This is a genomic window from Pseudomonas sp. SST3, assembly GCF_003325755.1.
Genome location: NZ_QORI02000009.1, coordinates 75027 through 94395, shown reverse-complemented (window position 1 = coordinate 94395; position 19369 = coordinate 75027). Strand labels below are relative to the sequence as shown.

The following is a 19369-nucleotide window of genomic DNA, read 5'->3' as shown; positions in this document are numbered from 1 at the left end:
GTTAAAGTTGCAGCGACCATCTGCCGGAGCTGCACATGCCGATTCGCTATTTCTTCAAACAACTGCTGCTGCCGCCGGGCGGCCTGCTCCTGCTATTGCTCGCCGCGTGGTGGCTCCGTCGCCGTGCGCCACGGCTCGCCGCGCTCTGTTTCGTGCTGGGATTCGGCGGGCTGTGCTGATCAGTCTGCCAGTCACCGTGGAATGGGCGGCGCGGGCGCTGGAGCGCGAGACGGCGCTGAATCAGGCGGAATGGCCGGGTCTCGCGCAGCGGGCGCAGGCGATCGTGGTGCTCGGCGCCGGTCGTGAACAGGCCGATCCGGGTTGGGGGGCGGATCAGCCCAGCCATATCGCGCTCGAGCGGCTGCGTTACGCCTCGCGGCTGGCCAAGGCCTCGGGGCTGCCGATTCTGGCCAGCGGCGGATTACATTATGGCGAGCCACCGAGCGAAGCCTTGCTGGCCGCTGAGGCGCTGCAGCGCGATTTCTCCACGCAGACGCGCTGGCTTGAAGAGCGCAGCCGGACCACCTGGGAGAATGCGCTGTACAGCGCCGAGATGCTCAAGGCGGCCGGAGTCGAACGGGTCGTACTGGTGACTTCGGCGTCGCACATGCCAAGGTCGCGTTGGTGCTTCGAGCAAAACGGCCTAGAGGTGATTGCTGCGCCCATGGGCTTTCTCGGCGTGCCCAACGGGAGACCTTTCGGCGGCTGGCTGCCCGAGTCGAAAGCGGTCTGGCAAAACGGACTGCTGCTCAACGAGGCGGTGGGAATGCTGGTCTATCCGCTGCTCTATGACGGCAACGCCAAATGAGGGGATGAGCCCTCATTTGGCGCACGATCGTGTCGGTCAGGCCGGCCGACGGCAGATCAAGCCCCAGCCAAGCAGGAGCACGCATACCAGAATCAATGGCCATGAGCGCCATTGCAGGTACGGTGTCAGTCCCTGCATCGGCGTGACTTCGCCGTACAGGACCGCTTCCTCGAAGGCCGGAACCTGCTCGGTGATGCGCCCCTTTGGATCGATCAGCACGGTGACGCCGTTGTTGGTGGCGCGGATCATCCAACGTCCGGCTTCCAGCGCGCGCATCTGGGCCATTTGCAGGTGCTGCAGCGGGCCGATTGAATGGCCGAACCAGGCGTCATTGCTGACCGTGAGCAGAATGTCGCTTTGCGCCGCGAGGCTGGCGGCAAACTCTGGATAGACCACTTCATAGCAGATGAACGGTGCGATCTGGTAACCCTTCGCCTGTAGCAGTGCTTGCTCGGGCGTGCCGCGGGCGAAGTCTGACATCGGCAGGTCAAAGAATGCGATCAGGCCACGCAGCATGTCCTGGAGCGGTACGTATTCGCCGAAGGGCACCAGTTTCTGTTTCAGATAAGTGCCTTGCGCGTCGCCGGCGGTGGTCAAGCCATTGTAGTAGCGCAGCTCGCCGTCGGCGTTGGGCTGGCGTATCGGCACGCCGGTGATCAGCGCCGACTGCCGATCCTGGGCGAAGCGGTTCATCATCGTCAGGTAGCCTTCGGCGTGCTCCTTGAGGATCGGTACCGCGGTTTCCGGCCAGACAATGAGATCGACGGGGCGGCTGCGGAACGTCATGTCGCGGTAGAGCAGTAACTGCATCTCGAGCTTCTTCGGGTCCCACTTGATGCTTTGGGCGACGTTGCCCTGCATCGCGGCGACAGTGATCGGCTCGGCCTTGGCCGTCGTCCACGGGTGTTGGCCGAGACCCAGCGCGCCGCCCCAGAGCGCCGCCAGGATTGCCAGCGAGCCAGCAAGTGCGCGCCTGCGTGCGAACAGGCGAGGCAGCTCGGTCAGCAGGCTTGCGGTCAGTACGATCGCGAAACTCAGCAGCCAGACACCGCCAACGGGCGCGAGCCCGGCCAATGGGCCTTCGAGCTGACTGTAGCCGGCGTAGAGCCAGGGGAATCCGGTCAACACCCAGCCGCGCAAAGCATCCAGTGCGAGCCACAGCGCGGCGAACACCAATGCAGCGAGCAGCGGGGCATGTGCCGGCCTCAGCCAGCGCGACCAAAGCCAGCCGAGCAGCGCGAAGAACAATGCCAGGCCGGCAACGAAACCGAGCGTAAGCGCGCCCGCCAGAATGGGCGGCGCCGAGCCGAAGTCGTGAATGCTGACGTAAACCCAGCTGACGCCCGATGCGAACAGGCCGAACCCGTAGCACCAGCCGCGGCCAGCCGCCTGTCTCGGGGCCAGTTCGCGCAGTCCGAGATAGATCAGCCCGATCGACAACAGGGCCAGCGGCCAGATGTCGAACGGCGCGAGCGACAGGGTGGTCAGGGCACCAGCGGCAAGCGCCAGCAGGTTGCCCGGCCAGCCGGGGCGGGTGATCCAGCGCATGGAGTTTCCTTGAAAGACTGCCGCCGGTACGGTGACCGGCGGCGGGAATACGGAGCGGACGAGTCTACCGAAGGTTTCGGTGCGCGGGCAGGGAGCCTAGCGGTTTTCCGTCTCAGTGCGCGTCAGGCGCAGCATGTGCACGCGGCGGCTGTCGGCATTCAGCACGCGGAAGCGGAAACCGTCGATTTCGGTCACCTCGTTGCGCTTGGGTAGATGGCCGAATGTGCTCATCACCAGCCCGGCCACGGTGTCGAACTCTTCGTCGGGAAACTCGCTGTCGAAGAACTCGTTGAAGCTGTCGATCGGCGTCAGCGCCTTGACCAGAAAGTCGCCGCTGGGCAGCGGGCGGATGTAGCTGTCTTCCTCGATGTCGTGCTCGTCTTCGATGTCGCCGACGATCTGCTCAAGTACGTCTTCAATGGTCACCAGCCCGGCGACACCGCCGTATTCGTCGATGACGATGGCCATGTGGCTGTGGTTCGCGCGGAACTCTCGCAACAGCACGTTGAGGCGCTTGGATTCGGGAACAAAGGTGGCCGGGCGCAGCAGGTCCTTGATGTCGAAAGGCTGTTGTTCGTCCTGCAGGATCAGCGGCAGCAAATCCTTGGCCAGCAGTACCCCGATCACCTCGTCGAGGCTATCGCCGACCACCGGATAGCGCGAGTGTGCGGCGGAGATGATTGCGGGCAAAAACTCCTTCGGTGACTGGTCGGCGCGGATGCTCATGACTTGTGAGCGCGGCACCATGATGTCGCGTACCTGCAGGTCGGCCACCTGAATGGCGCCCTCGACGATTGCCAAGGCTTCGTTGTCCAGCAGTTTGTTCTGGTGGGCGCCGCGCAGTACTTCCAGCAGCTCCTCACGATTTTTCGGCTCCTGGGCAAAAGCCTGGGTGATTTTCCCAAACCAGGACTTCTGCCCGTTGCTCGATCGGTCTTCGCTCATGTTTTTGACTCAATGGTCCTTGCAGTTGCCCGTTCGGGCTATTCGGTGGCGTAGGGGTCGGCGTGACCCAGCTCTGCCAGCAGTTGACGCTCGAGGCTTTCCATTTCTTCGGCTTCGTCGTCGTCGATGTGATCGTAGCCGAGCAGGTGCAGGCAGCCGTGTATCACCAAGTGGGCCCAGTGCGCCTGCGGAGCCTTGCCTTGTTCGACCGCCTCGCGCTCGACCACTGGCGCACAGATCACCAGATCACCGAGCAGCGGAATGTCCAGTAATCCATCCGGGACATCCGCGGGAAACGACAGTACGTTAGTGGCGTAGTCCTTCTGCCGCCAGGTGCGATTCAACTCGCGGCCTTCGGCTTCGTCCACCAGGCGGATGGTCAGCTCGGAATCGGCAGTGCGCTGACGTAGCGCCAGTTCGCACCAGCAGCGCAGATCCGTTTCGTCAGGTACCTCGCCGTCGGTGGCGCATTGCACATCGAGCTCAATCACCGCGGCGATCTCGCTGGCCGGACGGGGACTGGTTGTCTTCGAACGCCTCGTAGGCCTCGACGATGCGCTGTACCAGCGGGTGACGCACCACGTCCTTGGGCTTGAAGTGGGTGAAGCTGATGCCGTTGACGTCCTTGAGCACTTCGATGACGTGCGACAGGCCGCTCTTGGTGCCGCGTGGCAGATCGACCTGGGTGATGTCACCCGTAATCACTGCGGTCGAGCCGAAGCCGATACGGGTAAGGAACATCTTCATCTGTTCCAGCGTGGTGTTCTGACTTTCGTCGAGAATGATGAAGCTGTTATTCAGCGTTCGTCCGCGCATATAGGCCAGCGGCGCGATCTCGATCACCTGTTTCTCAATCAGACGCGCCACGTGCTCGAAGCCGAGCATCTCGTACAGTGCGTCATAGAGCGGGCGCAGGTAGGGGTCGATCTTCTGCGCCAGATCGCCCGGCAGGAAGCCAAGCTTCTCGCCGGCCTCGACGGCCGGCCGTACCAGCAGGATGCGACGGACCTGCTCGCGCTCCAGCGCATCGACGGCGCAGGCGACTGCCAGATAGGTCTTGCCGGTGCCGGCTGGGCCGATGCCGAAGTTGATGTCGTTATCGAGGATCGATTGCACGTAACGCTGCTGATTGACGCCGCGTGGGCGGATATTGCCCTTGCGGGTGCGCAGCGAAACGTTCGGCGTGGTGGAAGAGTTGTTCAGCTCTTCCATGGCGGATTCTTGCAGGAATAGGTGAACCATATCTGGCGAAAGCTCAGCGCTCTTGGTCTCGCGGTACAGGCGTCGCAGGAGATGTTCAGCGGCTTTGGCCACATCGGTCGGGCCGACCAGCTCGAACTGGTTGCCACGATTGCGAATTTCCAGTTCCAGGCGTTGTTCGATTAGGCGCAAATGCTCGTCGAACTGACCGCACAGGTTGGCGAAGCGGTTGGCTTCAAAGGGTTCCAGCGTGAAGCGATGAGGTTCTATGGGGGCGTTCAAGGGCTTTTGATTGACCTGCTCTGCAAAAGGGTTTGATGAGGATAGCGCCGCGCGACGAAAAAAGCAGCGGCGTGCCGGCCTTGGCAATACGTGGCGAACAGGCGGCTGGCGCTGGTGTGGACCGCCAGCCGCGGCGCCGGCCTGCTCAGCCCGCGGTCTGCTCCAGCAGCGTGCCACGCAACGAGTGTGGCAACGCATCGTCGATGTGTACGTCGACGAACTGGCCGATCAGCCGCGGATTGCCGCAGCGGAAGTTGACGATGCGGTTGTGCTCGGTGCGGCCCTGAAGCATGCCCGGGTCTTTCTTAGAGTAGTCGGTGACGAGAATACGCTGCTGCGTACCCACCATCCGTCGGCTGTTTTCGAAGCCCTGCTGGCTGATGCGTTGTTGCAGGATGGCCAGCCGCTGCTTCTTGACCTCATCCGGCGTCTCGTCGACCAGGTCGGCTGCCGGTGTGCCGGGCCGCGAGCTGTAGACGAACGAATAGGAGAAGTCGAAGCCGACGTCTGCGATCAGCTTCATGGTCTGCTCGAATTCCTTTTCGGTTTCACCGGGGAAGCCCACGATAAAGTCCGAGCTGATCAGAATGTCCGGTACCGCCGCCTTCAGCTTGCGAATCCGGGACTTGTATTCCAGTGCCGTATGGTTGCGCTTCATCGCCGCCAGCACCCGGTCGGAGCCCGACTGCACTGGCAGGTGCAGGTATTTCACCAGCTCCGGCACTTCGGCATGGGCCTGGATCAGCGCGTCGGAGAATTCCAGCGGATGGCTGGTGGTGTAGCGGATGCGGTCGATACCGTCGACCGCGGCCACCACGCGAATCAGTTCGGCCAGATCGGCGGTGCGTCCGTCATGAGTAGCGCCGCGGTAGCCGTTGACGTTCTGGCCCAGCAACGTAACTTCACGGACACCGTTTTCGGCGAGGTGGATCACCTCGGCGAGCACGTCATCGAAGGGCCGGCTCACTTCCTCACCGCGGGTGTAGGGCACGACGCAGAAAGTACAGTACTTGCTGCAGCCTTCCATGACCGAGACGAAGGCGGTCGGCCCGTCGACGCGAGGTTCGGGCAACCGGTCGAATTTTTCGATTTCGGGGAAAGAAATATCTACTTGCGGCGTTTTCGTGGTGCGGGCCGCGTCGATCATTTCCGGCAGGCGGTGCAGGGTCTGCGGACCGAACACCACGTCGACATAAGGCGCGCGGTCGCGGATCGCTGCGCCTTCCTGGCTCGCCACACAGCCACCGACACCAATCACCAGCTGCGGGTTTTCCAGCTTCAGCTCACGCCAGCGACCCAGTTGTGAGAATACCTTTTCCTGTGCCTTCTCACGAATCGAGCAGGTATTGAGCAGGATCACGTCGGCATCTGCCGGGTTGGTGGTGATCTCCAACGGTTGCTGCTCGCCCAGCAGGTCCACCATCCGCGAGCTGTCGTACTCGTTCATCTGGCAACCATGGGTTTCGATATAGAGCTTGCGGGTCATGTTACGGGCCGGCGTTGTGCAAAAAATGACCGGCGATTATACGGCCAGGACGTGGGCGATAAAAGCGGAAGAGCAGCGGTAAGCTTCAAACCAAGTTTCAAATTGAAAGCCGAACCGCTTAGCACCCATTTTGATGCCAGCTCGCTTGCAGCGTGTTACTCACCCGCTGTCTGCAGATCCATCAGATAGTCGCGAAAGATTTGCCCGAGTACCTGGGTGGCGATCTCCAGCTCGTCGCGGCGCATCTGTGCTGACACGCGATCGGCCGTGTCCAGCGCGTCTTCCTCACCATTGACCGCCGACATCTTCAGCACCACATAGGCCTGGACGTTGTTTGCCGGCACGCCTTCGCCGCGAAAGAACATCACGCCGAGTCGATGCTGCGCCAGGGCGTGTCCGTGCAGCGACGCCTGTTCGAACCAGTGCAGCGCCTTGGCCAGGTCGCGGGGCGTGCGACGACCATCGTAATGGTATTCACCCAGCTCGTAGGCAGCCTGCAGATCACCTTCATTGGCGGCCTGCTCGCACGCGCGCAGGGCTTCACGCATCGCTTCCGGTGCCGTATTGAGCGCACAGCGGGAAGTTGCCGGAATCAGCAGCGAATTGCCGTCAGCGGTGGCCAGCAGGGGCGTGAGAAGCAGCAGGCAGCCAAGGGCGAGGCTGCGGCCGGTGCGAGTCATGGATCAAAGCGCCTCGAAGAGCAGGGCGGTGACTGAATGTCCGGCAGAAACGAGCCGACGTTCACATTATGGATAAGCCGATGCCCGCTTACAAAGGCTTTGATGGCGCCTGTTCGGCTTTTATGCGGGCGCGCTGCGTTCCTCGCGAAGATTCCCTGGCAAATTGAGCAACAGCCAGGCAGCTACGGGGCAGACCAATGCGAGCCAAAGCTGCTGGTAGGCATCGAGCGGGTTGGGCCCTATCGACAGCCCGGCCCAGGACAACAATGCCAGCATCAGCGCGCCGCCGGTCACGCCAGCTGCAGCCTGCCGTCGCGCGGGCCATTGCAGCAGGCCGGCGTAGGCCACCAGCAGGGCGCTGAGTAGGCCCAATGCGAGCGAGTAAGGGGCGCTCCAGCCGAGTTGCCGAGCGAGCTCGAAGAAGGCGCACAGCCCGATTACGACTCGTCCCCAGGTCGGGCGGCTCCAGATCCATTGGCGGCTCAGCGTCAGCGCCACCACGCCGACCAATGGTAGGCCGAGCAGCAGGGTTGACTGCAATAACCAGCGCTCTGCTTCTAGCGTGTCGAGGCCGAACGCCAGTCTTGCCAGGGCGCAGGCCCCGGTGCCGGCCGCCAGACTAAAGGCGAGCAGGGCGCAGAACAGGGCTGGCTGGTCCGGCTCGCCATAACCGCGGCGCGCGTCCCGATCCAGATCGCGCTGGCCAGCGCGGTCACCACCAGCAGCGCAGCTTGTAGCAGCTCGGACATCAGGCAGATTTCAACTGGGCAAAGGCGCGCTCGGCGGCATCGAGGGTCAGTTGCAGCTCTTTGTCACCATGGGCAATGGAGGTGAAACCGGCTTCGAATGCGCTGGGCGCAAGGTACACGCCACCCTCGAGCATCAGGTGGAAGAACCGCTTGAAGCGCTCGGCGTCGCTGGCCATGACGTCCTCGAAGGTGACGATGTTGTCCGCTTCGCTGAAATAGAGACCGAACATGCCGCCGACCTGAGTGGTGACGAAGGGAATGCCGGCGGCGGCCGCGCGCTCTTTCAAACCCTGCAGCATACGGGTGGTGTAGGCGGTGAGCTCATCGTGGAAGCCGGGACGATTGATCAGCCGTAGCGTGGTGAGACCGGCAGCCATCGCCAATGGATTGCCCGACAGGGTGCCTGCCTGGTAGACCGGGCCCAGCGGGGCGATGCGCTCCATGATGGCGCGTTTGCCGCCGAAGCAGCCGACCGGCATGCCGCCGCCGATGATCTTGCCGAAAGTGGTCAAGTCCGGGGTGACGCCATAATGAGCCTGGGCGCCGCCAAGGGCGACGCGGAAGCCGGTCATGACCTCATCGAAGATCAACACCACGCCATGTTTATCGCATTGCTCACGTAGCCCCTGCAGATAGCCGGGTGCCGGTGGTACGCAGTTCATATTGCCGGCGACAGGCTCGACGATGATGCAGGCGACCTCGTTGCCGACCTCGGAGAGCATCTTCTCGACGGCGGCCAGGTCGTTGAACGGCAGGGTCAGGGTGTGTTTGGCGAACGCCGCCGGCACGCCCGCCGAGCTGGGCACGCCCTGGGTCAGCGCGCCGGAGCCGGCTTTTACCAGCAGGCTGTCGGAGTGCCCGTGGTAGCAGCCTTCGAACTTGATGATGCTGTCGCGGCCGGTATAGCCGCGAGCCAGGCGAATGGCGCTCATTGTCGCTTCGGTACCGGAGCTGACCATGCGCACCATCTCCATGGACGGCACCAGGCTGCAGACCAGTTCGGCCATTTCGGTTTCCATGGCGGTCGGCGCGCCGTAGGACAGGCCGTGCTCCAGCTGGCGCCGCACCGCGTCGAGGACCTCGGGATGGCTGTGGCCGAGAATCATCGGGCCCCAGGAGCCGACGTAATCGACATAGCGCTTGTCGTCCTCATCGGTGACGTAGGCACCTTCGGCGTGCTTGAGAAACAGTGGCGTGCCGCCAACGCTCCGGAACGCGCGAACCGGCGAATTTACGCCGCCGGGAATGTGATTCTGAGCACTGGCGAAGAGGGTTTCGGAACGGGACATGCGGGCCTCTCGATCAAGGAATACGGAAATACAGGTTGGACGCCGACGGCAGGACCTGCCATGACACCGATCAGTTGCTGGCGAACAGTTCGCTGAAGGTATGCGCGCGACGTTCGACCTCGCTGGCTGACTCGGCCGCGAACAGCGCATGCACCACGGCGACCAGGCTGGCCCCACACGCGATCAGATCCGGCGCGTTTTCCAGAGTGACGCCGCCGATCACGGTGATCGGCAAGGCGATGCGCTGCCGAGCCTGCTTAAGCAAATCCAGGGTGGCAGCCGGAGCGCCGGGCTTGGTGTTTGAATTGAAAAATCTGCCGAAGGCGACATAGCTGGCGCCCTCGTGAGCGGCCTGTTCAGCCAACTCCAGGCGTGCATGGCAGGTCGCCCCGATGACGGCCGTACGACCCAGCAGAGCGCGTGCCACCGAGAGCGAACCATCCTCCTGACCCAGATGCAGACCGGCTCCCAGGCGTGCGGCCAGTTCGGCATCGTCATTGATGATCAGCTGAGCGCCGTGGCGTTCACAGAGCTCCCGCAGCGCCTCGGCTTCACGTATCCGACGCTTGTCATCGTCGGACTTGTCGCGGTATTGCAGCAGTCGAGCGCCACCCTTCAGCGCCGCTTCGGCGTAGGGCAGCAGACGCCCGTCGGCCAGCAGCTTGCTATCGGTGATGGCGTAGAGGCCGCGCAGCTTGGTGTCCTTCATATGCAGCTCTCCAGTCAGGCCAGATCCAGGGGGAGGCGACGGGGGATGTACTGTCCGCGGCCGGGGGATTCGGCATCCCGAAGGGTGCGCCAAGTGTAATCAAGAGCGGACTTGACTGCGCTGGCGAGCCCTTCACCAAGGGCCAGACGGCCGGCGAGCGCGCTGGCCAGCGTGCAGCCGGAACCATGATAGCTGCCCGGCAGACGCTGGCAGCTGAAGTCGTGTCGGCTACCGTCGCGTGAGTAAAGGCGGTTATGGACCTCGGTCTCGTCGCCGTGTCCGCCGGTGATCAACAGATGACGGATGTAAGGCAGTAGCTTTCGCGCGCACTCGCCGGCGCTGCCCTCGGGTAACTCGGCGAGTATCCGCGCTTCGGGCAGGTTCGGCGTAGCGATAGTTGCCACCGGAAACAGACGCTCGCGCATGGCGTAGCCGACTTCGTCCTTGCCCAGTGCACCGCCGCCACCGGCGCGTAGCACCGGGTCGCAAATCAGGGGTACGCCGGGGAGTTTTTGCATTATTTCAAGCACTGTCTCGACCATCTCCACCGAGCCGAGCATGCCCAGCTTGACTGCGGCGATCGGCAGATCGGCGATGACCGCATTGGCCTGGGCCAGCACCCAGTCGCGATCGAGCACGCGAAAATCGCTCACGTCAACGGTGTCTTGCACGGTTAATGCGGTGACGGTTGGGGCGGCGTGACAACCCTGAGCGATCAGCGCTTCTATGTCCGCCTGCAATCCGGCGCCGCCACTCGGGTCGTGGCCGGACAGGCAAAGAACGACAGGGCGAGAGCAAAGGCCGGTCATCGATGGGTTTCCCGTATACGTGGCGTAGTGGTTGGCCAGGCCTAGGCGCAGCCAATTTCAAGGCGTGCGAGCTTATCACCAATCCACCTGGGCGGCTTGCACGGACAAGTGTGGGCGCATTGATGGAACAACTACCGCGCGGGTTTACCCTGGCATGCTAAAGTGCCATCAATTCGCGGGCCGCGAGTGTTCAGGGAGCCGGATTCTTCTGACGCGGCCTGGCAGGTCTTAGATCGCCATGCGCTACCTTTTCATCCTCATTTTCGGTCTGTTGCCGACGCTGGTTAGCGCAGTCGTGTTCGACGACAGCACTCGGCGTCTACCGCTGGGTCATCACATGGCGGTGTGGGAGGACCCCGGTCGGGGCGACACCATCTCGGACGTGCTTGTGCTCGATGCGGCCGGGCGTTTCACCGATCACCGGGACGATGTGCTTAATGCGGGCTATTCGCGTTCGGCCTTCTGGCTGCGCATCGACCTGCAATACCGCGCCAATCATTCCCACGAGCGTAATCGCTGGTGGTTGGAGCTGGCGTACCCGCCGCTGGATCGACTGGATATTTATCTGCCTGATGGTCAGGGTGGCTACTACATAGCCGGGCAGAGCGGCGACTCGTTGCCTTTCAGCCAACGGCAGATCAAGCAGCGCAACCACCTGTTCGAGCTGGAGCTGGCACCTGACCGGCCGCAACGGATCTACCTGCGGGTGGAGAGCGAGGGCTCGATCCAGGTGCCGCTGACGTTATGGGCGCCAGTGGGCTATCTCGAGGAGCAGTCGGCACACATCTACGTGCTGGCAATTATCTATGGCGTGCTGCTGGTGATGCTGGTCTACAACCTGTTCATCTACCTCAGCGTGCGAGATCGCAGCTACCTTTATTACATCCTTTATATCGGGTCGTTCGGCCTCTACCAGGTCTCGGTCAACGGCCTGGGCGTGCAATATCTCTGGCCTGACTCGTCATGGTGGGCCAATGCGTCCACGCCGTTTCTGATCGGTGCGGCAGCCCTCTTCGGCAGTCAGTTCGCCCGCAGTTTCTTGCATACCCGCGAGCACAGCCTCTGGATCGACCGCACCCTCATCACGCTGATGGCGTTCGGGGGGCTGACCATGGTGTTAGCCCTCACGAGCAGCTATTCGCTGGCGTTGCGCCTGGCCACCTTGCTCGCGCTCTGTTTCATCGTGGTGATCCTCATCGCCGGCGGCGTGGCCTGGTACCGCGGGATGCGAGTGGCCCGCTATTTTTTGATCGCCTGGACGGCCTTTCTCGTCGGCGGCCTTATCAACACGCTGATGGTGTTGGGCTATCTGCCGCACACCTTTATCACCATGTATGCCGGGCAGATCGGCTCCGCCCTCGAGGTTGCGTTGCTATCGCTGGCATTGGCCGACCGCATCAATGCGATGCGGGAAGAGCGCGCCGTTATCCTGGAGGAAACCGGCCGCAAGCTGGAAGAGATGAACCGCGAACTGGCCGAGAGTAATCGTCTCAAGGATCAATTCCTGGCGAATGTTACCCATGAGCTGCGCACGCCCATGCATGGCGTTTTGGGTGGCCTCGACCTGATGCGGACCCTCGAGTTGACTGGCGAACTGGAGCAATACCAGCGCATTGCGGCTGGCTCGGCCCGCGAGATGATGCGCTTGGTCAACGATATCCTAGCCCTGACCGAACTGCAGGCCGGCAAGCTTCAGGTGCGCAATGAGCCGTTCGGGCTGCGGGCAATGGTCGATGAGCTGCACGTGCTCTACGGGGCGCGTGCTGCGGTGCGCGGGGTGGGCTTCAAGCTTGAGCTTGCCAATGGATTGCCCGATAGGTTGGTCGGCGATCCCGTCAAACTGAAGCAGTGCCTCGGCTATCTGCTCGACAACGCCATCAAGTTCACCCTGCAGGGACGCGTGACGCTGGCGCTGGCCGGACATGACGAGGCTGATTCCCGGTTCATGCTGGAAGTGGATGTGACAGATACCGGGGTCGGCTTCGAAGCGCCCGCCGACGACACTCTGTTCCATCATTTCCGCCAGCTGGACGGCAGCATGACCCGACAATATGGCGGTCTGGGCATTGGCCTTTCACTCTGTCGCCAGCTGGTCGAGTTGCAAGGCGGTGAAATCTCTTATCGGTCGGAGCCGGGACGGGGCAGCCGCTTCAAGGTGCGCTTGTCGCTTCGGTTGCCGTGAATCCATCCGGTGTTGCTCCGGTGTCCTGTCGGATCAGCGAACCGGAGCATGCTCGGCGATTTCCCGGGCGCGATGCGCAGGTTTTGGCCGAAACCTCACTTTTTCAACGCACGCATGCGTGCTTCACTCTTCTTGCGGGTTGTCTGGAGAGGCGGCTCGCATCGACCCGGCAACGCCCAGACGGTGAAGAAGGGAGCGACCCTTCGGGATCATCGCAGCGATTTGTCAACCTGGTCGATCATCGCTTTCGCCTGCCGAGGAGACGACCGTGAGCCTGCGTCAATATGCTGAGACCCACGAGGTGCTGAACCAAGTCCCGCCGCTGGACGGTGCGAACCTGTATCGCCTCGACCTGCCATTGCAGGAGTGGGTGCGACGTTATAAAGGCGGCTGGGCCGAGTCGCGGCTGGATGCATACGGCGCACTGGCCGGTGGCCCGCTGATGGCGGCGGGCTTTCTCGCCAATGAAAACAAGCCGGTGTTCAAGAGTCACGACCGCTACGGACACCGCATCGATCTGGTGGAGTTCCATCCGGCCTACCATGAGCTAATGCGTACCGCGATCGGTCACGGCATACCGTCGCTGCCCTGGACCGACCCTCAGCCGGGAGCTCAGGTCGCTCGCGCGGCGCTGATGTATCTGCATAACCAGGCCGAGTCAGGCTCAAGTTGCCCGCTGACCATGACGTACGCCAGCGTTCCCGCCTTGCGCTTGCAGCCCGGCGTCGGCGATCTCTGGCTGCCAAAGATCCTCAGCCTCGAATACGACCCGCGCAACCTGCCCATGGAGCAGAAAAGCGGTGTCACCATCGGCATGGCGATGACCGAGAAGCAGGGCGGAACTGACGTGCGCGCCAATACCACGCGTGCGCATGCGGTGGGCGCGCGTGGTCCTGGGCAGCTGTACGAGCTGGTCGGCCACAAATGGTTCTGCTCGGCGCCCATGTGCGATGCCTTTCTGACCTTGGCACAAACCGACAAGGGCTTGTCCTGCTTCCTGCTGCCACGACATCGTCCAGATGGCAGCCGCAACCAGTTCTATATCCAGCGGCTGAAGAACAAACTGGGCAACTGGTCGAACGCCTCCAGCGAAGTCGAATATCGCGGGGCTCTAGCCTGGATGATTGGCGAGGAAGGCCGCGGCGTGCCGACCATCATCGAAATGGTCTCCTCGACCCGCTTCGACTGCATGATTGGCTCCAGTTCGTTGATGCGGCAGGCGCTGACCCAGGCCATGCATCACTGTGCGCATCGTCAGGTCGGTGGGCGGGCACTGGCCGAACAGCCGCTGATGCAGAACGTGCTGGCCGACCTGGCGCTGGAAAGCGAGGCCGCGCTGGCGTTGACCATGCGCATGGGGCACGCACAGGACAATCCCTTCGATGAGCAGGAAGAGAAATTCGCCCGGCTGGTTACCGCCATCGGCAAGTACTGGATATGTAAGCGAGCGCCGGAAATGATTGCCGAGGCCAGTGAATGTCTGGGCGGGGCCGGCTATGTTGAAGAAACCATCATGCCGCGGTTGTATCGCGAGGCGCCGGTCAACTCTATCTGGGAGGGTTCGGGTAACGTGCAGTGCCTGGATGTGCTGCGCGCTTTGTCGAAGGAGCCCGGCGTGATCGACGTACTGTTCGCCGAACTTGGTGATGGCCATGGCGACACCCGCCTTCAGGCGCATATCGCCCGACTGCAGGCCGCGTTCACCGACCCCGCCGATATTCAGTACCGCGCCCGCCAGCTCACCGAAGACGTCGCTGTCGCGCTGCAGGCCAAACTGCTGCTCGAAGCTGGCAACAGCGCTGTCTCCGATGCCTTTATTGCCAGCCGCCTGGAAGGGCGCGGCCGGGTGTTCGGCACGCTGCCGCGCGGGCTCGACATCAGCGCGCTGTTGGCGCGTAGCGCGCCTTTCCTTGACTAAGTTGCTTGGCCCAGCGGATCTGGGCCCTGACTGCCAATAGTCCTAAGGGCGCGTGGTCGGCCCCGTGGCAGCAACTCGATACCGGGGGAGAGCAGGCGGTTGATGATATGTACGTGTTTCTGTACAGTCCGCGCTTACAAGAGGAATCTCCCATGCAAACCATCAATTACACGACCGCTCGCCAACACCTCGCTGAAACGATGGACCGTGTCACTGGCGACCGCGCACCGATTTTGGTAACTCGGCAAAAGGGTGAGCCCGTCGTCATGATGTCGCTCGCCGACTTCAATGCGCTGGAAGAAACTGCTCATCTGCTGCGTTCTCCGGCGAATGCCGAGCGCCTGATCAAGTCGGTCAACAATCTGCGCGCCAGTAAGGCCCAGTCTCGACAGTTGCTCGACGACGAGTAAGCGCGGCATGAACATCCTGTTCACGCCCGAAGCCTGGGAGGACTACCTGTGGTTCCAGCAGAACGACAAGGCGGGCCTCAAGCGGATAAACCTTCTTATCCGCGATACCCAACGAAACCCATTCAGTGGAATCGGCAAACCGGAGCCGCTCAAACACAACCTGAGTGGTTTCTGGTCAAGACGGATTAGTGGGGAGCACCGGCTGGTGTATTCCATTGATGACGGCGAGCTGCAAATCGTGATGTGTCGCTATCACTATTGAGCTGCCTGCCTGCCTGCCTGCCAGCCAGGCGCAGCAGGGCTTAAGCACCTTCGTGTGCTAGGCCAGTATCCCCGCCAACACCTCGCGGTCGATGTTCGCACCACTGAGTACTACTGCAATCCGCTCGCCACGGTTGCGCTCGCGTTCCTGCATGGCTGCGGCGAGGGCGGCGGCGCCGGCGCCTTCGGCGAGGTTATGGGTGTCTTCGTGGAAGGCGATGATGGCCTGGCGGATATCGGCATCATCGACGCGCACGATACGCGCGGCGCCTTGGCGGATGATCTCCAGCGCTTCCGCCGACGGCATGCGGCACGCCATCCCGTCGGCGAAGGTATTGGCCGTTTCAGTACAAACGATGCGGCCGTGCTCAAAGCTCTGGGCGTAAGCATCGGCGGCGCTGGACACCACGCCGATGATCTCCGTGTCCAGGCCCAGCAAATCGCGGGTTCGGATCATTCCGCAGATTCCCGAACCGAGCCCGATGGGCACATAGACCCGACGCAGGTTCGGCACGGCTTCGAGTAGCTCCAACGCATAGGTGGCGACGCCTCTGATCAGGTCCGGATGCAGGGATGGGACGAAATGCCAGCCGTTGGCCTCGGCCAGTTCCGCGGCCCGCTGGCGAGCGGTATCGAAATCGCGACCGTGCTCAACTACCTCGGCGCCGCACGCGCGCATGGCGGCGTTCTTTTCCGTGGAGTTGCCCTCGGGAACCAGGATCTTCAGGCGCAAGCCTGCCTTGCGGGCGGCCATCGCCAGGCTGATGCCGTGATTGCCGCGAGTCGCGGTGACGAGCCCCGGCAAATGCGCTTCGCGCTTGATCAGCTCGTGCACATAGAGCACGCCGCCGCGCACCTTGAAAGCGCCGGCTGGCGTATGGTTCTCGTGCTTCACCCAAACTTCGCAACCAATACGCTCGGCCAGCAACGGCCAAGCGTATTGAGGGGTCGACGGTACGCTCCGGTGAATCAGATCGGCTGCCTGGCGCAGTGAATCGAGATCGAACATCGAAAACTCCTTGGCGGGTTTGACGTTGATCCTAGGTGGCGCGCATTGTATGGGTAAATATTTATATTGCATGGCCAGCAATGTGGTTACCCAAACTCGAACCTGATGAACAACCTCGCTACCTCGCGCTGGTCGATGCCATCGCATCGGCCATTGCGCGTGGCGAGTTGAAGCCGGGTGATCGATTGCCTCCCCAGCGGAGACTGGCCTGGGCGCTCGGCCTCAATCCCAGCACGGCAATGCAGGCCTACCGCGAAGCGGCGCGTCGGCATCTGGTGGGGGGCGAGGTAGGGCGCGGTACTTATGTACTGGCCAGCAGTCGGGAGGCCAGCCTGTTCCGGCTGAAAATGCCCGATGCACACCCAGAGCTGGTCGACCTTTCGACCAATTTGCCGATACTCGACCCAGACGATGAAGACATGCAGCGCAGCATGGCGGCACTGTGCGCCACGGGTAAGCTGACGAGTCTGCAAGGTTATCCATCGGCGCGTAGTCTGCAGCGGGGCCAGCTCGCGGTGAGTGGCTGGTTGCGTGGTCGAGTGGTTGAGATCCCGCCGCAGCAGGTGCTGCTCTGTGCCGGGGCGCAGCAGGGCGTGCTCGCCGCGCTGATCGGATTGTGCGATCCAGGCGAGCCTGTCCTGGTCGAAGCCCTGACGTCCCCAGGTATCAAGGCGGCGGGACGTCAGTTGCGGCTGCCGCTGCACGGGGTAGCAATGGACGAGCTAGGTATTCTGCCAGACGACTTCGACCGCCTGGCCCGCGCCACGTCGGCCCGTGTGGCCGTGCTGACGCCCTGCATGCAGAACCCGACCGCGGCCAGCATGAATGCTCAGCGCCGCGAGGCCATCGCTGCCGTGGCTCGCAGGCACGGTTTGCTGATCATTGAGGATGACATTTACGGCGCGCTTGGAGATGAGCCGCCGCTGGCTGCGACTTTGCCCGAACGCACCCTGCTGATCAGCAGCCTGTCGAAGACGGTCGCGCCTGGGTTGCGCCTGGGTTTTATCGCCGGGCCAGATCGGTGGCTATCGCGTATCGATCCGGAACGGCAAGCGACCAGCTGGGCCTTGTCGACGCTCTGCCTGCAGATCGGCTGCGATTGGCTTGAGGATGGCACCGCGGCCCGTCGGCTGGCCTGGCAACGTGAGCAAATGACCCGGCGCTGGCGGCTGGCGCGGAAACTGCTTGGGTCCGTCTCTTCAAATGCCTCGCCGCATCTGTGGCTGGAGCTGGATGAAGGCCAGAATTTGCCGCTGCTGTGTCGTGATATCGGGATCGAAGCGGCCATGGCCGACGTGTTCGCCGTCGGCCATGGTGCGCCCAACGCTCTGCGTCTGAGCCTGACTGCGGCGCCCAGCCTGGCGGTGTTGAAAGCCCGGCTGGAGTCGTTGGCGCTGCGGATCGCCGTGACTGAACGATGATTGCATGATTCCGGTGCTACCGCTGTCATCGAACAGCAGGCAAGATGTTTTCAATGACCGAACAAGGAACCATCATGAAGCCAGCAGGCGAAACCTTCCGTATTGCCACCAGCGCTGAGGCGGCCGTGGATCACCTTGCCGAGTTGCATCAGTATGCAACTTCGTCATTGCACCAGGCGCTGAAGCGCTACGTGGCGTCGCGTCAGGAGCCGGATGCGGCCGAGCGGGCGATGTTCCGTTACCCCGAATTGCGCCTGACCTACGAGTGTCATGGTGAGGTGCCAGCATCTACCCGTGCCTACGCCAAGATACAGGCGCCGGGCGTCTACAGCGTCACCGTGACCCATCCAGCGGCGTTCCGCAGCTATCTGCTCGATCAGCTGCGGCCGCTGATGCATGACTTCGGCGTGAAGGTCGAGGTGGGCATCAGCGAGCGCAACATCCCCTATCCCTATGTGATCGAGCAGGGCGACGAGCTGGCCGGTACAGGCGTAACCGCGGCTGAACTGGCACGGGTGTTCCCCAGCACCGATCTGTCCGCCGCCACCGACGACATCGCCGACGGCCTCTATGACTGGGAGCATGCCGACCCCTATCCGCTGGCCTTGTTCGACGGGGCGCGGGTGGACTTTTCGCTGCGCCGGCTGGTGCATTACACCGGCAGTGACTGGCGGCATGTGCAGCCGTGGATTCTGCTGACCAACTATCACCGGTACGTCGACCAGTTCATCCGCCATGGCTTGGACATGCTGCGCGACGACACCCGCTTCGTGCGCATGGTGCTGCCGGGCAACATCATCATCGAGCGCGGTATGGAGGAGGGCGAAGCCCAGTCGATCATCGGTGGTGTGCTCTGGCACCGCTACCAGATGCCGGCCTATCACCTTCAGGCGGCTGATGGCGATGGCGTTACCCTGGTCAACATCGGCGTTGGCCCCTCGAACGCCAAGAACATCACCGATCACCTGGCCGTGCTGCGTCCGCACTGCTGGCTGATGATCGGCCACTGCGGCGGCCTGCGGCAGTCGCAATCGATCGGTGACTACGTGCTGGCCCACGCCTACATGCGCCGTGACGGGATTCTCGACCGGGTGTTGCCGCCGCACATCCCGCTGCCCGCGCTGGCCGAAGTGCAGCAGGCGCTGCAGGAAGCCGCCGCGCAGGTCACCGGCGATAAGGGCGAAGCGCTGAAAAAGCGGCTGCGCACCGGTACCGTATTGACCTACGACGATCGCAACTGGGAGTTGCGCTGGGCGCAGGAACGGCCGCTGATCAACCTGTCCCGTGCAGTTGCGGTGGACATGGAAAGCGGCACCATTGCCGCCCAGGGCTATCGCTTACGGGTGCCCTACGGCACCTTGCTTTGCGTTTCCGACAAGCCGCTGCACAGCGAGATCAAGTTGCCGGGCTCGGCCAATGCCTTCTATGAGCGCGCCGTGACCCAGCATCTGAAGATCGGTATCGCCGCGCTCGACCTGTTGCGCAATCAGCTCAACTCGCTGCATTCACGCAAGCTGCGCAGCTTCGACGAGCCGCCGTTCAGGTAAGGGCGTAACGGCCCTGCCTGTAGGAGCGAGCTTGCTCGCGAAGCGTTTGCGTGGCCTGGGTTCGCGAGCAAGGACTGCTCCAACGGGCAGCAGGTTTGCTTAGGCAGAAACAGCGC

Annotated in this window: 16 protein-coding genes and 2 pseudogenes; 7 read left to right on the top strand and 11 right to left on the bottom strand. The window is 62.7% G+C overall.

All coding sequences use genetic code 11. The annotated features are described in order from the left end of the window. The first annotated feature begins 35 nt into the window (after positions 1-35). Positions 36-808, top strand: a pseudogene (locus tag DQ405_RS11280) (YdcF family protein). Between the two features lie 36 nt (positions 809-844). Here the strand turns inward: DQ405_RS11280 and lnt are convergent. From lnt to DQ405_RS11230, 10 genes and pseudogenes are all read right to left on the bottom strand, one after another. Further along, positions 845-2356, bottom strand: coding sequence for an apolipoprotein N-acyltransferase (lnt, locus tag DQ405_RS11275; protein ID WP_168424310.1), 1512 nt, complete (start codon positions 2354-2356; stop codon positions 845-847). A 96-nt stretch (positions 2357-2452) separates the two neighbouring features. Further along, the gene (locus DQ405_RS11270) at positions 2453-3301 is read right to left on the bottom strand and encodes an HlyC/CorC family transporter (RefSeq protein WP_045163810.1); all 849 of its coding nucleotides are present in this window, start codon (positions 3299-3301) and stop codon (positions 2453-2455) included. Between the two features lie 38 nt (positions 3302-3339). Further along, on the bottom strand, positions 3340-3792 hold the full coding sequence (gene ybeY, locus DQ405_RS11265; RefSeq protein WP_168424309.1) for an rRNA maturation RNase YbeY: 453 nt from the start codon (positions 3790-3792) through the stop codon (positions 3340-3342). Beyond that, on the bottom strand, positions 3785-4783 hold the full coding sequence (locus DQ405_RS11260; protein ID WP_168424308.1) for a PhoH family protein: 999 nt from the start codon (positions 4781-4783) through the stop codon (positions 3785-3787). Before DQ405_RS11260 ends, ybeY begins: the two co-directional genes overlap by 8 nt. Positions 4784-4928: 145 nt before the next feature. Further along, on the bottom strand, positions 4929-6269 hold the full coding sequence (miaB, locus tag DQ405_RS11255; protein ID WP_168424307.1) for a tRNA (N6-isopentenyl adenosine(37)-C2)-methylthiotransferase MiaB: 1341 nt from the start codon (positions 6267-6269) through the stop codon (positions 4929-4931). A gap of 155 nt (positions 6270-6424) precedes the next feature. After that, on the bottom strand, positions 6425-6949 hold the full coding sequence (locus tag DQ405_RS11250; protein WP_168424306.1) for a tetratricopeptide repeat protein: 525 nt from the start codon (positions 6947-6949) through the stop codon (positions 6425-6427). A 120-nt stretch (positions 6950-7069) separates the two neighbouring features. Then, positions 7070-7698, bottom strand: a pseudogene (locus DQ405_RS11245) (hypothetical protein). Further along, complete coding sequence (gene hemL, locus DQ405_RS11240) at positions 7698-8987, bottom strand: glutamate-1-semialdehyde 2,1-aminomutase (RefSeq protein WP_168424305.1); 1290 nt, start codon at positions 8985-8987, stop codon at positions 7698-7700. Before hemL ends, DQ405_RS11245 begins: the two are co-directional and overlap by 1 nt. Positions 8988-9057: 70 nt before the next feature. Beyond that, the gene (thiE, locus tag DQ405_RS11235; protein WP_168424304.1) at positions 9058-9696 is read right to left on the bottom strand and encodes a thiamine phosphate synthase; all 639 of its coding nucleotides are present in this window, start codon (positions 9694-9696) and stop codon (positions 9058-9060) included. 14 nt (positions 9697-9710) lie between these two features. Then, the gene (locus DQ405_RS11230; RefSeq protein WP_168424303.1) at positions 9711-10505 is read right to left on the bottom strand and encodes a hydroxymethylpyrimidine/phosphomethylpyrimidine kinase; all 795 of its coding nucleotides are present in this window, start codon (positions 10503-10505) and stop codon (positions 9711-9713) included. Between the two features lie 238 nt (positions 10506-10743). On the opposite strand from DQ405_RS11230, the gene DQ405_RS11225 reads away from it, so the two are divergent. The 4 genes from DQ405_RS11225 to DQ405_RS11210 all read left to right on the top strand — a co-directional run bounded on the left by DQ405_RS11225 (position 10744) and on the right by DQ405_RS11210 (position 15277). Beyond that, the gene (locus DQ405_RS11225; RefSeq protein WP_168424302.1) at positions 10744-12687 is read left to right on the top strand and encodes a sensor histidine kinase; all 1944 of its coding nucleotides are present in this window, start codon (positions 10744-10746) and stop codon (positions 12685-12687) included. Positions 12688-12955: 268 nt separating this feature from the next. Further along, positions 12956-14605, top strand: a complete 1650-nt coding sequence (locus DQ405_RS11220; RefSeq protein WP_168424301.1) for an acyl-CoA dehydrogenase family protein — start codon at positions 12956-12958, stop codon at positions 14603-14605. 152 nt (positions 14606-14757) lie between these two features. Next, positions 14758-15015, top strand: coding sequence for a type II toxin-antitoxin system prevent-host-death family antitoxin (locus tag DQ405_RS11215; RefSeq protein WP_168424300.1), 258 nt, complete (start codon positions 14758-14760; stop codon positions 15013-15015). 7 nt (positions 15016-15022) lie between these two features. Then, on the top strand, positions 15023-15277 hold the full coding sequence (locus tag DQ405_RS11210) for a Txe/YoeB family addiction module toxin (RefSeq protein ID WP_168424299.1): 255 nt from the start codon (positions 15023-15025) through the stop codon (positions 15275-15277). A 57-nt stretch (positions 15278-15334) separates the two neighbouring features. On the opposite strand, the gene DQ405_RS11205 is transcribed toward DQ405_RS11210, so the two are convergent. After that, the gene (locus DQ405_RS11205) at positions 15335-16285 is read right to left on the bottom strand and encodes a threonine dehydratase (RefSeq protein ID WP_168424298.1); all 951 of its coding nucleotides are present in this window, start codon (positions 16283-16285) and stop codon (positions 15335-15337) included. An 80-nt stretch (positions 16286-16365) separates the two neighbouring features. On the opposite strand from DQ405_RS11205, the gene DQ405_RS11200 reads away from it, so the two are divergent. Beyond that, positions 16366-17706 carry an aminotransferase-like domain-containing protein gene (locus tag DQ405_RS11200; protein ID WP_168424297.1) on the top strand — a complete coding sequence of 447 codons (1341 nt, stop codon included), beginning with the start codon at positions 16366-16368 and terminating at the stop codon, positions 17704-17706. 74 nt (positions 17707-17780) lie between these two features. After that, positions 17781-19253, top strand: coding sequence for an AMP nucleosidase (gene amn, locus DQ405_RS11195; RefSeq protein ID WP_168424296.1), 1473 nt, complete (start codon positions 17781-17783; stop codon positions 19251-19253). Positions 19254-19369 lie beyond the last annotated feature (116 nt).